Genomic DNA, 14,931 nt, shown 5'->3' with positions numbered 1-14,931 from the left:
ATGAAGGTCGTTGCCGTTCTCAGCGCGATTGGCGGCGCGGGTGCGACGACCGTCGCAGCGCACCTTGCCACGGCGCTTCACATGCAGAAGCGCCAGACGCTGGCCTTCGACTTCTGCACCGATAACCTGCTGCGTCTTCATTTCGGCATGCCGTGGAACGACCACGGAGGATTCGCGGCCGATCTGTTGAATGGACGCGACTGGCACAAGTCGGCCTATCGCAGTTCCACCGGCGTCGATTTCGTGCCGTTCGGCCAGCTGGCGAGCGAAGAGGCATTGGATCAACTGACCGGATGGCTGAGGGAACATCCGGGCTGGTTCAGGAATCAGTTGTCCGCCATCCAGGCGCCCCATGACACCATCACCATCTGCGACTGCCCGCGCATGCCGGCCGCACTGCGCGAACAGGTCTTGGCCGCTGCCGACATGGTCCTGCTGGTCTGCAGTCCGGATACCGTCTCGTATGCATCGTCAACCCGCATCGCGGCCGAAGTCAGGATGGCGCACGGCCCGTCGACCATGATAGTGCTTAGCGGTTTCGACCCGTCGCGCAGGCTTGACCGCGACATTTCCGTGCTGCTGCGGACCCAGCACAAGCAATCGCTTTCCCCGGTGGTCGTGCACCGCGACGAGTCCTTGCGCGAGGCACTGGCCTGCAAGCAGACGGTGTTCGACTTCGCCCCTTCCAGCCAGGCCGCCTATGACTTTACTGCATTGGCTACCTGGACCATGGCTCGCCTGGGACATGAAGAGGTGCATGCCTGATGCGGTCCGCTTCATCTGCTTCATCCGCCTCACCCGATACATCGTCGCAAGTCGCCTGCCTTGCTACCCTGGTTCGCGCTCGCCTCGAACGGCTTCTCCGCGCCGCGGGCATCGATCCGTGCCAGTCGTGGCAGGCGATCCTGCTGTGCCTGCTATTCCGCGACGGCGCCCTGACCCGCCCGGAGACCTGGCGCGGACTGTTCTCCAATTGTTTCCCGCATGTCGATTTCCGCCGTCCGCGCGCCGCCGACATGATCCGCATTCCCCTGCAACTGGCATGGCTGCTCATTGTCAGGATCAAGCCGCTGCCGGCGTCCCGCCCGTGGAAAAGCCGGATCGAGCCGGCGCTGGACATGCTGCTGAAGATGGTGGCCTCGGCCATGCCGAATGCATTGCGCGAGGCCGCCGCGCGCCTGAGCAAGCGCGTCAACCATGCATCATCAGACGTCAATGCGATGGAAGCCAAGGCGGAAGAGTTTGCCAGGCACGGCATCTGGGACCATCCGACCGTGCGTTACGTCGCCTATGCCTGCGCCGCGACGCTGGCGCTGCTTTGCGTGACCACGCCGTTCAGCACGCTGGCCCAGCTGATCTTCGTGACGCTGCTGTGGATCATCGCCATGCTGATCCGGCGCATTCCAGGCCCCGTGGCCACGCTGCTGCTCATCGTTCTTTCCGTGACCGCTTCCACCCGCTATCTTTGGTGGCGCGTCGCCTACACTCTCAATTGGGACGAGACTTTCGACTTCTTCTGGGGCGTGCTGCTGCTGTTCGCCGAAATCTATACCTGGATCATCCTGGTGCTGGGATACGTGCAGACGTCCTGGCCGCTGCGGCGCGGACCCACGCCCCTGCCGGATGACGATCGCGTGTGGCCGACAGTCGATGTGTTCATCCCGACCTATAATGAACCGCTCAAGGTTGTCATGCCTACGGTCTATGCCGCGCTAGGCATCGACTGGCCGCGCGACAAGATCAATATCTACCTGCTCGACGACGGCAGGCGCGACGAGTTCAGGCGCTTCGCGGCGGAAGCCGGCATCGGCTATATCATCCGGCCCGACAACTTCCATGCGAAGGCGGGCAACCTCAATCATGCAATGACCAAGACCAGTGGCGAATACATCGCCATCTTCGATTGCGACCATATTCCGACCCGCTCCTTCCTGCAGGCGACCATGGGATGGTTCGTGCGCGACCCGAAACTGGCCCTGCTGCAGACGCCGCACCATTTCTTTTCGCCCGATCCCTTCGAGCGCAATCTCGGCCTGTTCCGCAGCATGCCCAATGAAGGCGAACTGTTCTACGGCGTGATCCAGGACGGCAACGACCTGTGGAACGCCACATTCTTCTGCGGCTCCTGCGCGGTGATCAAGCGCGGGCCGCTGGAACAGGTCGGCGGCATCGCGGTGGAAACCGTGACGGAGGATGCGCATACCGCGCTCAAGCTGCAGCGACTCGGCTACCGCTCCGCCTACATCAATCTGCCGCAGGCCGCGGGCCTGGCCACGGAAAGCCTGTCGGCCCATATCGGCCAGCGCATCCGCTGGGCGCGCGGCATGGCGCAGATCTTCCGGCTCGACAACCCGTTTCTGGGCAAGGGCTTGAACTGGGCGCAGCGCATCTGCTACGGCAACGCGATGCTGCACTTCCTCAATGGCGGGCCGCGCCTGATCTTCCTGACCGCGCCACTGGCATTCCTGCTGTTCCACGCCTACGTCATTTATACTCCGGCAATTTCGGTCATCCTTTATGTGCTCCCGCACATGGTGCATGCCAATATCACCAATTCGCGCATTCAGGGCAGCCACCGCCACTCCTTCTGGGCGGAGGTATATGAGACTGTGCTGGCATGGTACATCGTGCGCCCGACCACGGTGGCGCTGCTCGATCCGCACAAAGGCAAGTTCAACGTCACCGCCAAGGGCGGCCTGGTGGAAAAGAATTATTTCGACTGGACCATCTCCCTGCCCTACCTGATCATTGTGGGCCTCAACCTGCTCGGCTTCGTGGTCGGCATCGGCCGCATCATCTGGGGCCCGGCCGACGAGATTCCGACCACCCTGCTGAACCTGTTCTGGACCGGTTACAACGTGCTGCTGCTCGGCGCGGCAATTTCGGTGGCATCGGAAACCAAGCAAGTGCGCCGCTCGCATCGCGTCAACATGCGGTTGCCGGCGGTGCTGCACCTGCCGGGCGGTCAGCTCATGCGCTGCGAAACCGAAGATTTTTCCGAGGGCGGTGCCGCGCTGCAGATGGAGCAGGTGCCGGAACTCCCGGCGGAAGAACTCGTCATGGTCTCCCTGTGGCGCGGCGACGAGGAATTTACTTTCCCCGCGCGTGTCGTAGGCCAGTCCACCACGCGGCTGCGGCTGCGCTGGGAACTGAGCACCACGGAACAGCAAATGACATTAGTGCAATGCACCTTCGCCCGCGCCGACGCCTGGGTGTCCTGGGCCGAAGGCCGGCATCGCGACAAGCCGCTGCTGGGCCTGCGCAAGGTGTTGACGACCGGCGTCGAAGGCTACCGTCGGGTTGCCGAACATGCACTTCCATCCTCGATGCCCCTGGCGCGGAAGGCCGCATCCGCGATGCACTGGATCGCTAGCCTGCTGCCGCGACCGCCGCAGCCTGTCAAGAACAATAATCACCTATGAAAATCACTCATTGTCCGATGGCGCAGCCGCACGGCCGAACACCAGCAGGCCGGCGCGGCAAAAGCGGCCTGCCGATTACCCGCACCATTCTTGCGCTCTCGCTGGCGGCTGCGCTGCTGCCTTCGGCCGAAACGGCGACCGCTGCCGGGACAAAGACGAAGCTTGCCGACGATGGGGCGCCGACATCGGCACCGGCGGTTCCGGCCATGCCGGCGGATGCGCCGCTGCCGGCCGTCGATCCGTCCGACCTGCCGGTCGAAACGCGCCGCGTGACGCTGGGCAAGCTGGCCAACACCAACGTATTCAAGCTGCGCACCACCGAAGGCAAGGCCACCATCAATTTCGGCCTGCGCGCCGACGAACTGGTGACAAAGGCTGCATTGCGCCTGCGCTACTCCTATTCTCCGGCGCTGATCGTCAGCCAGTCGCACCTGAAGATCGTGCTCAACGACGAAGTCGTCAGGATACTGCCGGTCACCAAGGAAGACGCGGGCAAGCCGCTGGTGGCGGATATCGAACTCGACCCCCGCTTCATCACTTCCAACAACAACCTGAACCTGATCTTCGTCGGCCATTACGCCAACGAATGCGAAGACCCGCTGCACACCAGCCTGTGGGCCGACGTCAGCGGCAGCAGCGAACTGCAGCTGTCGGTGCGCCCAGTCGTGCTCAAGAGCGACCTGGCGGCGCTGCCCGAACCCTTCTTCGACGGCCGCGACAATGCACGCTTGCGCCTGCCCTACATCTTCGCCGCCAAGCCGTCCTACGAGACGCTGCGCGCGGCGGGCATCACCTCGTCCTGGTTCGGCAAGCTGGCCAAATGGCGGGGTGCACGCTTCCCGGCACATCTCGACAGCGCGCCAAGGGGGCACGCGGTGGTGTTTGCTACCAATACCGAGCGCCCCGGCTTCCTGAGCAAGCTGGAACCCTTTGCCGGTCCGGGCATCAGCGTGATCACCAATCCGGGCGACGGGTTTTCCAAGCTGCTGCTCATCAGCGGCCGCGACGGCAACGACCTCAAGGCTGCCGCCACCTCGCTGGTGCTCGGCAATGCCGTGGTCTCGGGCACCCACGTCGACATCAAGCAGTCGCGCGAGCAAGCGCCGCGCCAGGCCTACGATGCGCCGAACTGGGTGCGCCTGGACCGGCCGATGAAGTTTGGCGAACTGATCGAATTCCAGCAGCAGCTGCAGGTGTTCGGACATGTGCCCGATCCCATCCGCATCGACCTGCGCATGCCGCCGGATCTGTTCACCTGGAAGAGCCGCGGCATTCCGGTCGATTTGAAATTCCGCTATACGCCGCCGATTCGCGCCAGCGAGTCGCGCATGAGCATGGGCATCAATGAAGAGCTGGTGCAGGCGGTCAACCTGCGCTCCGCCGGACAGGGCAACGAGTTCATCCGCCTGCCGCTGCCGCTGCTCGACGGCGCCATGCTGGGCGAGCAGAAGGAAATGCTGATCCCGCCGTTCAAGCTGGGCAGCCGCAACCAGATGCAGTATTCGTTCTCGTTCACCTACCACAAGGAGGGCGCCTGCCGCGACACGCAGGTCGAGAACGTGCGGGCGATGATCGACTCCGATTCGACGATCGATTTCTCGGGCTTTCCGCACTATGCGCAAATGCCCAACCTCGGCTACTTCTCGAACGCCGGCTTCCCGTTCACCAAGTACGCCGATCTCGCCCAGACCGCGGTCGTGATGCCGGAGAACGCCAATGCGCAGGACATCGAAGTGATGCTGACGCTGCTGGGCCGCATGGGAGAGTCCACCGGCTACCCGGCGACCCGGGTCAGCGTGGCCGGCCCGCAGGACGAAAGCGCGCTCAAGGGCAAGGACCTGCTGCTGATCGGCACCGCCCCCGGCCAGAGCCTGCTCGCCAAGTGGGGAGAAAAACTTCCGGCCATCATTTCCGGCCCCAACCGCCGCATCAGCCAGCCGGCGCGCTCTGTGAATTTTCTGTACGACTGGCTCGGCTTCGACACCCGGCCCGATCCCGATGTAGCCACCCAGGAGCATATTCAGGGCGACGGCCCGCTGGCGGCGCTGCTCGGCTTCGAATCGCCGCTGTCGTCGGGCCGCAGCGTGGTCGCCGTCACCGCGGTGGAGCCGCGCGACCTGACGCGCGTGCTGGATGTGCTGGAAAATGATGCCATTGCCCGCTCCATGTACGGCAGCGCCGCTTTCGTACGCGGCGACAAGGCGGAAAGCGTACTGGCCGGCGAGACCTACACCATCGGCACCCTGCCGTTCTGGACCGTGCTCTGGTATCCGCTGACCCAGCGCCCAATCCTGATGATGGCGGTGATGCTGGCCGCGCTGGTGGCTTCCGTATTCGGCTTCTGGAAGCTGTTGAAGCTGCTGACCACCCGTCGCCCGAAAGGTGAAGAATGATGCGAATGTCCCTGAAAAGCCTGTGCCGCACCTTGCTCGCGCTGACCGCGGGTTCACTCGCCGCGCCGCTGGCCTTGGCTGCATCCTGCGACAACTGGCCGGAGTGGACTGCATTCAAGAGCCGCTACGTCAATGAAGGCGGGCGGGTGGTCGACACTTCCACCGCCGAAAGCCAGACCACTTCGGAGGGACAGTCCTATGGCCTGTTCTTCGCGCTGGTGGCCAACGACCGCGACGGGTTCGCGCGCATCCTGCGCTGGACCGAGGACAATCTCGCCGGCGGCGATCTCACCGCCCGCCTGCCCGCATGGCAATGGGGCAGGAAGCCCGACGGCGGCTGGGGCGTCATGGACGACAATGCGGCATCGGACTCGGATCTGTGGATCGCCTATGCGCTGGCCGAGGCCGGCCGCCTGTGGAAGGTGCAGAAGTACACCGCGCTTGCGCAGCTGCTGGCCGACCGCATCGTGCGCGAGGAAACCGTCGACATCGCCGGCCTCGGACGTACGCTGCTGCCGGGCCCGCGCGGCTTCCAGCCGCAGCCCGGCGTCTATCGCCTCAATCCCAGCTATGTGCCGATCCAGCTGATGCGGCGGCTCGCGGCCCTGACTCCGAAACCCGAATGGAAGCAGCTGGTCACGAGCTCGGTCGATACCATCGTGCGCTCGTCGCCGCGCGGCTTCGCGCCGGACTGGGTAATGGTGAAGGCCGGCGGGGGTTTCCTGCCCGACGCGGACACCAAGGCGGTCGGCAGCTACAACGCCATCCGCGTCTACCTGTGGGCCGGCACGATGGCCGAGGACGATCCGGTGCGCCCGGTGCTGCTCAAGGCGCTGGCGCCCGCCGCCCAGCATGTGGTCAAGACCGGCACGCCGCCGCTTGAAGTCAATACCCGCGACGGTGCCGCAAAGGGTGCCGGTCCGGCCGGCTTCTCCGCCGCGATGCTGCCATTTCTCGCCGCCTCGCGCCTGCCCGACGCAGTCAGGCAGCAGCGCCTGCGGGTCGATGCCAAGGCGCCGCTGGAAGGCAAGGATAACTACTACGAGCAAGTGCTGACGCTGTTCGGCCTCGGCGCGATGGATGGCCGCTATCGTTTCAGCCGCGACGGCACACTGACCGCCCGCTGGACATGCAACGCAAACTGATTTCCCTGGCGGTCGGCCTCGGCCTGGGTGTCTTTTCGAAAGGCGCGCTGACGGCCGACGTCCAGCCCTCTGCGCCCCCTATGCCCTCCCTGCCGTCGGAGCCGCGCCTGGCGCTCAAGCTGTCCACTACATTGGCAACGCAGCCGCGCCGGCAGCGCACTCCGACGCCGCTGCCGGAGCGGCCCAGGCCGCTGGCGCTGCGCATCGACGCGGCGCTCGCACCGCACACGGCCGTAGTGCAGCTGGCGCAGCTGGTGAGGGTATCGACTTCGGCGCCGATCGAGGATCCGGCGCATTCGGCCCTGCTCAGCCAGGCGCGGCTGTGGGAGTCGCGCAATCGCGACGACCTTGCCATCGAAACCCTGAACAAGCTATTGCGCAGCGCGCCCGATCATCCCGTCGGCCTGGCGCGCCTGGCCTATGTCTACCTGCGCATCGGCCAGAAGGACAAGGCCGTGCAATATCTCGAGCAGCTGCGGCGCACCCATCCCAATCACGCGGAACTGCTGCGCCTCGAGACAGTGATGCGCCTCGAGGAAGGCGACAAGGACCGGATCCGCCAGGCACGCATGCTGGCCAAGACCGGCCGTCCGGAAGACGCGCTAACGATTCTTCGCCAGCTCTATCCCTCGGGTCCGCCCACCGCCGACCTTGCGCTGGAATACTGGCTGATCGTCGGCGACACCGCCGCTGGCTGGGAGCGCGCATTGGTCGGATTGACGAGACTGGTGGGCGAGTATCCGGAAAATTATCGCTTCCGGCTGGCGCTGGCCGAGCATATCTCGGTGCGCCGGCCGGCCGATCCTTCGGCATTGAAAACCATACGCGAGCTGAGCGAACTGCCGCAGCATGAAAAGGCGGCGCGAGCGGCATGGCGGCGCGCCATGCTGCGGCTCGGACCGGTTCCTTCCAGCGTGCCGCTGATCGAACAATACCTGGAACGCGAAAAGGTGGAAGACCTGGCGGTCAAGGAACATCTCGGCAAGCTCCGGCTGGCGATCGAGGAGCGGCGGCGGCTGATGGCCGACCCCTACTACCGCGCCGGCCTCGATGGCCTGGCGATGCTGGAAGGCGGCAAGCTGGACATCGCGGAAGACAAGCTGACCCAGTCCATCGGCGGCCGGCCCAAAGATCCAAACGTGCTTGGCGCCCTGGGCACGATCCGCATGCGGCAGGGCCATCATGCCGAAGCCCAGGCCTATTTCATGGAAGCGATGAAGCAGGATCCCGGCAGCGACCGCTGGAAGACCATGGCGCGCGTCGCCCGCTACTGGGGCTTGATGCGCGAAGCATCGGACGCCGACGATGCGCAGGAATTCGAACTGGCGGAATTCAAGTACAAGGAAGCCCGCGCCGTCGATGCGCGCGAGCCGGCCGCCATCGTCGGCCTCGGCCGCACCTATGCGGCGCAGGGACGCGCCGCCGATTCCGAGAAAGCGTATCGCGAAGCGCTTGCGCTGGAACCGGCGAACGCGAATGCACTGCAGGGCCTGGTGACGCTATATCTGCGCACCGGGCGCGAACAGGATGCCGAGGCGGTGCTGGCTAGGCTGAGCGCAACGCAGAAAAAGGAATTCGCCGCCACGGTCGCGGCGGTGCGAGCCACGCTGTTCAAGGAAAAGGCGCAGGCGCTGCTGGTCGAAGGCAGGAGCGACGATGCGCTGGCGATGCTGGAGCGCGCCGCCGAACACGATCCCGCCGACCCCTGGTTGCGCTTCGACCTGGCGCGCATGTATGCGGCACGCGGCGAGGCCGGCAAGGGCATTGCCCTGTTCACTGAACTGGTGGAACGCCAGCCGCAGGACGCCGCCGCGCATTATGCGTATGCGCTGTTCCTGGCCAACCAGGAAAAGGACGTGGTGGCATTGAGCACGCTGCAGCGGATCGCCACGCAGAACCGCAATGAGAATATGACCAGCCTGCAGCGCAGGCTGTGGGTGCGGGTCGTGATCCAGCGTTCGCTGGAGCTGGCGAAGAACGGCCGAGGCGTGGCCGCCCGCACGCTGATCGACGATGCCAGCCAGGCGGTCGGCGACGACAGCGAACTGCTGCTCGACCTGGCCGACGCCCGCATCGACGTCGGCGACAACGTCGGCGCCAAGGCGGCGCTGGGCAGCCTGTCGGCGGCGGATGCGCCTTCGATCGACTGGAGCCTGCGGCATGCGCGCCTGACCGCCAGTGCCGGCGCCGACGATGCGGTGCCTCCACTGCTGGAGCGTCTGGCCGGCAAGCCGCTGACGCCGGAGCAAGCGGGCGCAATGACCGACATCCGCACCACGCTGGCCCTGCGCCGTGCCGAAAACCTGCGTCGGGAAAACCGCCTGGCCGAAGCCTTGCAGCTGCTGGCGCCGCTGCGCGCCGAGCAGCCGGCAAGCGAACGCCTGCTGTCGACCGAAGCACGCTTCCTGCGCAATGCCGGCCGGCCCGAATCCGCCGAGCGCAATTACCGCGAACTGCTGCGGCTGCGCGCGGACAACCGCGATGCCGCAATCGGCCTGATCGAAGTGCTGGCGGAAACCCGCCGGACCGCTGAGGCACGGCAGCTAACAGACCAGCAACTGGCAGCCCTGGAAGGCGCGACGCCGGACCAGGTCGCCGACCTCGTCGGGATCCTGATCGAGCTGCAGGATTGGCAACGTGCACGCACGCTGGTCGAATCGGCGCTGAGCGCGGCGCCGGACAACCCGCGTTCGCTTTCCTATGCATCGGAAATCGCGCAGCGCGAAGGCCAGATCGACGATGCGCTCGATTACCTGCGCCGCTCGTATGCCAGCGAGATGTCGCAGCGTGAGGTTGCGGGAGCTACGGGGGCCGCCGGCGCGCCGGTGCTGTCCAGCCTGCGGCAGACGCCGATGCCGGACGGCTCGACCCCGCCCGCGCTGGAGATCGTGCCGGCTCCCGCCGAAGCGCTCGGCTCCGAGGCCGCCGCTGCGAGCGGCTACCGCCGCATGGCCGATCTGCTCGACCGCAGAACCACCTGGCTGTCCGGCGCGGTCGACAAGCGCACCCGCAGCGGCTCCGCCGGCACCTCGCAGTACGACGCCACCGAGGTGCCGCTCGAATGGAAGCAGGCGACCGGCCCCGGCGGGCGCTGGACCTACCGCGCCGACCTCGTCAGGCTCAATGCCGGCGGCCTCGACCTGGCCGATACCGGCTCAGCCGAAACCTTCGGTTCCACGCTGCTCTGCCTGCCCGACTGCAATACCGGCATCCATGCGCAGCGCGCCAGCGGCGTGGCATTGAACGCCGCGCTGGAGCGGAACGGCACACGTTACGATATCGGCACCACGCCGCTCGGCTTTCCGGTGCAGAACCTGATCGGCGGCATCCTGCACAAGACCGACCTGGGACCGTTCGGACTTTCGGTGGATGCATCACGCCGTCCGCTCACCGGCAGCATGCTGTCGTATGCCGGCACGCGTGACCCGAATACCGGGCAGACCTGGGGTGGCGTGCTGGCCACCGGCGTGCGCTTCGGCCTGAGCCTCGACCAGGGCGGGCGCTTTGGCGGCTGGTCCTCGCTCGGGCTGCACCGGCTGTCCGGCAAAAACGTCAAGGGCAACAACCGGATGCAGCTGATGGCAGGCGGACAGTGGCGCGTCATCAATGAAGACGACCGCCTGCTGCAGTTCGGCATGACCGGCATGTACTGGCGCATGTCGGAAAACGCTGGCGAATACACGCTCGGCCACGGCGGCTATTACAGCCCAGGCATGTACAAGTCGATATCCTTCCCGGTGACCTTCGGCGAGCGCTATTCACGCTTTTCGTACGCGATCCGCGGTTCGGTTTCGACGTCGCGCTCCAATACCAAGGATGCACCGTATTTCCCGACCGATCCGCTGCTGCAGGCGCAGGCGGAGAGCCTCGCCGCCGCCAACGATGTCACGCCCTTCTACAGCGGCGGTCGCGGACGCGGTGTTGGCCGCTCGCTGGCGCTGTCGTGGGAATACCAGGCCGACTCGCGCCTGTTCCTGGGCGGGCGCATCGAGCTTGACCGCTCGCCCGATTATTCACCCAACCGTTTCGCCTTTTACCTGCGCTATGCGCTCGACGGAAGCTCCGCCAAGCCGGTGTCCTTCCTGCCCGAATCCATCAGCCCGACGTCGCAATACTGATCATGCGTTCCATCCTTTTCTCTCTCTGCCTGATTCTTGCCTGCACAACTCGCGCGGCCACGGTCGACGGCACCGCGCCGGCGATGCGCTACGACCATTTCAACCCGGTGGTGCTCAACGAATTCGCCTTGCAGAAATACCGCGACGGCGACCTGCGCTCCGCGCTGATTCTCCTGGAACGCGCGCACCTGCTTGCTCCGCATGACGCGCGCATCCGCCGCAATCTCGGCATGCTGCGTGCGCAGCGAGACGGCAAGCCCTTTGTGGAAGCTGCGGCGGTCGATACCGCGGCGGTCGGCACCGCGGCGGCCACGCAGGTTTCCGGCGTGGAGCAATTGACGGAATTGCCTATTGGGCCGCTCTGGAAGAAGCCGGGACAGTAAGCCGCCCCCGCTTGACTGCTGTTGTTCCCTGAAACATTCTTGAACTCGATGCAATGACCTTACTGAATTGCAGATAGGGGCTCATGGATATCAATCATCAAGAATGTGCACGGCCGTTCCTGCTTCCACCATGTCGAATAATTCGATGATGTCCGCGTTACGCATTCTGACGCAGCCATGCGACTTCGGAATTCCCATGGGCTCGCTGTCCGGACAGCCATGCAGGTAGATGTAGCGGCGCATGGTATCTACCTCGCCGAACCGGTTGCGTCCCGGTTCGCACCCGCACAACCAAAGGATGCGCGACAGGATCCAGTCCCTGTCAGGATATTGCTCCCGCAACGCGTTTGAATAAGTCTCGCCGGTCGGCCGCCTTCCGACGAATACCGTGTTCTCGATGCAACCGGCACCGATCTTTGCTCGTATGCGATGCAAGCCGCGCGGCGTACAGCCGCTTCCCATCTGTTCGCCAGCACCCTTTAGTCCCGTCGATATCGGGTATGACCGGACTTGCAGTTCGTCATTCATCAGGAACAGTGTCTGGTTCGCGATACTTACAATGATTTTTTTGTTCGTCATCTGATTCAATGCGGCTTCTTGAGCGCCTTTTCTCTGCGGTATGCCACCGGAGAATGCGAATCCATTTTCAAGCATTGAAGCGCGGGCGCCGCTCTCAAATGGAAACCGGCAAGGCCGGCAAAAGCCATAGTCTTAACCGTGTTGAGCAAAAACATGGATTCCAAGGTAAATTATCGTCCAGAATAAACCACTGACAAAGCAAGGAGAACTCTATGAAAACAGTAAATATACTTGGTCTGCTGATGTCGGCCGCCCTGTTCGTCGGCTGCGCCGGCACAGGAGGCACAGGGGGCACATCCGCCTCGTCGACGGCAGGCGGACAGAAAGCTGCCGTCGCGCCGGGCGGTGATGCTGCGATCACGCAGAATGTCACAGCCGCGCTCGCCGCCGATCCTGAAACCGCCGGCATCAAGCCCGAGACGGAGCAGGGCAAGGTTCTGCTGAAAGGGGAAGTGAAGTCGGTTGCGGCATTCCAGAAAGCGGCAGCCATCGCCAAGAAGGTGCCCGGCGTCACGGCAGTGGACAATCGGGTCATCGTCTGCATGACTTGCAAGTAAAGCATCAACGGCATTCGCCACGCGCGCATTAACCACCGTTCTTGCGCGCGTTTCTCCAGCCGGGCCGGACAAACGCGCCTGCCTACGGGGAGGCTGCGAGGGGGCTGCCAAGCGTCATCCGCAGGCAGCCTTTCGAATGCAACTTGGAATCGGACAGACTGTCGAAGGTCCAACCCGGGCACGGAGACAGCGGATGAAAGCGAACATTCGAGCAAGAGTTCAAGGCAGCCGGATACAGGACGCGGTTCCGCCGGCTTACCGCGACGCGGCGGCAAAGGCGACACGCCCCGACGCCGTCTACACGCTGATCCTTTGCGACCATGGCGAACGCGACGTCGTGATGTCGGCGCCGCTCGAGCGGGCCTTGCGCAGGATGGGAGAGCCGGCGCCGGATGGCGTGCTCATTGTCGGCACCGTATTCACTCAGGAAGCGCAGGAACTCGCAAGCCGGCACAATGCCATCATCATCCCCTTGCGCACCGGCAAATGGACGGATTCGTCCGCACGCCAGCGCCAGCTGAAGCCGGCTCCCGCATGAAATCCCACGCCTCCCACGGGCGAAACCGGCGAGTCTTTGCACCCATGGTCTTGTGTGTGAACGGTGGGGAGTTCGACACCGGCAACGTTTCCATGGGCTGAAAGAGATATTGGGCTGCAATCTCCTGAAACGGGACAAGCAGAGAACTGCGCCTGCCGCCGATGGAGTTGCCGCTTTCGGCTTCTACTTGCCTCGATAGATGGCACAGAGTTTATGGCCGTCCGGATCGCGTACATAGGCCAGGTACATCGCACCCATGTTACCTTCGCGCAGGCCGGGCGGTTCCTCGATGGACTTGCCTCCGTTCGCGATGGCAGTGTCATGAAACTTGAGAACCTGCTCGGGCGAACTGCACTTGAAGCCGATGGTGCCCCCGTTCGCGGGGTTCGCCTCTTCGCCATTGATCGGTTCGGTGATGCAAAAGGTGCTTCCGTCATGCCGGTAGAAAAGCCGGGTGTGGCCGGAATTCGCCTTGTGGCGCAGCGGTTCTCCCGCTCCAAGCGTTCCAAGCACGGCGTCGTAGAAACGCTTCGAGCGTTCGATATCGTTGGAACCGATCATTACGTGGTTAAGCATGTTTTTCTCTCTCTCTTTATCTCCGGTACTGCCGGGTTTGTACGTTGGGGCTACTTGTTTTGCCCGGTGCAAATCATATTGCAGTCTCCAAAAGGCCGCCAGCGCTGTATGCTATGATCCTGCAACTTGGTTGCACTTCAAAGTCGTCATTGTGCCGCAAACCTATTTCCGTCCGTCCATAACAAGCATGCATTCCGCACGCGCCGCCGCAGCACTGCTGACACTGCTGCTGATGCTGCTGGGCATGCAGTGGACGGGTATGCAGCATCGCATCGAGCATGCCTGGATTTCCTCATCCAGCGCCGATCATGCCAGCGCATCGGATGACGATGAGGCACCGGACCTTGCGCATTCCTGCACGCTGTTCGATGCCGCCGCGCTCGGCGCCACGCTGCACTCCGCCTTCTTCCGTCCGGTCTGCCCGCGCGCCGTCATGTCCACAGCGCGGTCGCGGCAGACATCGCCTCCGCATGCCCATCCGTTCCGGCATTTTTCGCCGCGCGGCCCTCCTCTCTTCTGAACTGCACGTACTTCGCCACCGGCCGCACCTATGGCACGGAGCCGCTGCCTGCCACCGCAACCGCAACCGCATTTCATGATGAGGAATTTATATGCATATTCACCACGTTTCAACGCCAGGGGCTGCGTTAATGCCCGCAATCATTGCCGTTCAAAACCAGTGCCATGTCCCGTGGCAGGGAGGCCGCATGCATAAGGTCACGGCTTCAATCGCGGTGCTTCTCGCCATGCTGGCGTGCTCGGGTGGCGCATCGGCGGCGGGAGCGCATCAGCATGGCGTAGCCCGGCTGACCGTCGCCGCCGAAGACAATCGCCTGGAACTGGAATTGAGTTCCCCCCTGGAAAGTCTGGTCGGCTTCGAACACGAACCCCGCAACGACAAGGAGCGCAAGGCAGTGCAGGCGATGAAGGACAGCTTCCGCAAGCCGGAAGCCTTGTTCGTCCCGAGCGCGGCGGCGCAATGCACGGCTTCGCCGGCGGAGGTGGAACTGCCGGGAGGCGACAGCAAGGACGGTCATGCAGACATGCATGCCACTGTCGTGTTCGAATGCAAGACGCCGGCTGCGCTGAAAGGCCTTGAGGTCAAGCTGTTCGACAGCTTCCCTAGGCTGCAGCGGCTGAAAGTGCAGCTGGTCGCCGGCGGCAAGCAGTCGGGCACCGAGCTGACCCGCCAGAAACGCCGACTCGCCTGGTAGGAGCGC

At 64.2% G+C, this 14,931-nt stretch carries 12 protein-coding genes; 10 read left to right on the top strand and 2 right to left on the bottom strand.

Translation table 11 applies throughout. From position 1 onward, the window contains the following. From bcsQ to RY831_RS11630, 6 genes are read left to right on the top strand one after another with little or no spacing between them, the layout of a single operon-like run. Complete coding sequence (bcsQ, locus tag RY831_RS11655; protein WP_326506515.1) at positions 1-765, top strand: cellulose biosynthesis protein BcsQ; 765 nt, start codon at positions 1-3, stop codon at positions 763-765. Next, positions 765-3,422 (top strand): UDP-forming cellulose synthase catalytic subunit, encoded by a 2,658-nt coding sequence (gene bcsA / locus RY831_RS11650; RefSeq protein ID WP_326506514.1) that lies wholly within the window; start codon positions 765-767, stop codon positions 3,420-3,422. The genes bcsQ and bcsA overlap by 1 nt, the downstream gene beginning before the upstream one ends. Further along, positions 3,419-5,815, top strand: a complete 2,397-nt coding sequence (gene bcsB / locus RY831_RS11645; RefSeq protein ID WP_326506513.1) for a cellulose biosynthesis cyclic di-GMP-binding regulatory protein BcsB — start codon at positions 3,419-3,421, stop codon at positions 5,813-5,815. The genes bcsA and bcsB overlap by 4 nt, the downstream gene beginning before the upstream one ends. A 5-nt stretch (positions 5,816-5,820) precedes the next feature. After that, positions 5,821-6,960 (top strand): cellulose synthase complex periplasmic endoglucanase BcsZ, encoded by a 1,140-nt coding sequence (gene bcsZ / locus RY831_RS11640; RefSeq protein WP_326506512.1) that lies wholly within the window; start codon positions 5,821-5,823, stop codon positions 6,958-6,960. Continuing rightward, positions 6,945-11,078, top strand: coding sequence for a cellulose synthase subunit BcsC-related outer membrane protein (locus tag RY831_RS11635; protein WP_326506511.1), 4,134 nt, complete (start codon positions 6,945-6,947; stop codon positions 11,076-11,078). The genes bcsZ and RY831_RS11635 overlap by 16 nt, the downstream gene beginning before the upstream one ends. 2 nt (positions 11,079-11,080) lie before the next feature. After that, the gene (locus tag RY831_RS11630) at positions 11,081-11,461 is read left to right on the top strand and encodes a tetratricopeptide repeat protein (protein WP_326506510.1); all 381 of its coding nucleotides are present in this window, start codon (positions 11,081-11,083) and stop codon (positions 11,459-11,461) included. A gap of 90 nt (positions 11,462-11,551) precedes the next feature. Here RY831_RS11630 and RY831_RS11625 read toward each other — a convergent pair whose 3' ends face one another. Next, entirely contained in the window at positions 11,552-12,040 is a 489-nt protein-coding gene (locus RY831_RS11625; RefSeq protein ID WP_326506509.1) for a L,D-transpeptidase family protein, read from the bottom strand. A 212-nt stretch (positions 12,041-12,252) separates the two neighbouring features. Here RY831_RS11625 and RY831_RS11620 point away from each other — a divergent pair, with 212 nt between their 5' ends. Then, positions 12,253-12,597, top strand: a complete 345-nt coding sequence (locus tag RY831_RS11620) for a BON domain-containing protein (protein ID WP_326506508.1) — start codon at positions 12,253-12,255, stop codon at positions 12,595-12,597. Between the two features lie 193 nt (positions 12,598-12,790). Further along, a complete protein-coding gene (locus RY831_RS11615; protein ID WP_326506507.1) occupies positions 12,791-13,135 on the top strand; it encodes a hypothetical protein in 345 nt (114 codons plus the stop codon). 183 nt (positions 13,136-13,318) lie between these two features. Here RY831_RS11615 and RY831_RS11610 read toward each other — a convergent pair whose 3' ends face one another. After that, positions 13,319-13,711: a VOC family protein gene (locus tag RY831_RS11610; RefSeq protein WP_326506506.1), complete on the bottom strand. Its 393-nt coding sequence runs from the start codon at positions 13,709-13,711 to the stop codon at positions 13,319-13,321. Positions 13,712-13,898: 187 nt separating this feature from the next. Between RY831_RS11610 and RY831_RS11605 the strand changes: the two genes are divergently transcribed. Further along, entirely contained in the window at positions 13,899-14,231 is a 333-nt protein-coding gene (locus RY831_RS11605; RefSeq protein ID WP_326506505.1) for a hypothetical protein, read from the top strand. 187 nt (positions 14,232-14,418) lie between these two features. Further along, positions 14,419-14,925, top strand: coding sequence for a DUF2796 domain-containing protein (locus RY831_RS11600; protein WP_326506504.1), 507 nt, complete (start codon positions 14,419-14,421; stop codon positions 14,923-14,925). The last annotated feature ends 6 nt before the right edge of the window (positions 14,926-14,931 follow it).

This window comes from Noviherbaspirillum album (genome assembly GCF_035916955.1).
GTDB classification, from domain to species: Bacteria; Pseudomonadota; Gammaproteobacteria; order Burkholderiales; family Burkholderiaceae_D; genus Noviherbaspirillum; species Noviherbaspirillum album.
The sequence above is the reverse complement of the archived record's forward strand: the minus strand, read 5'-3'. Positions and strand labels throughout refer to the sequence as shown.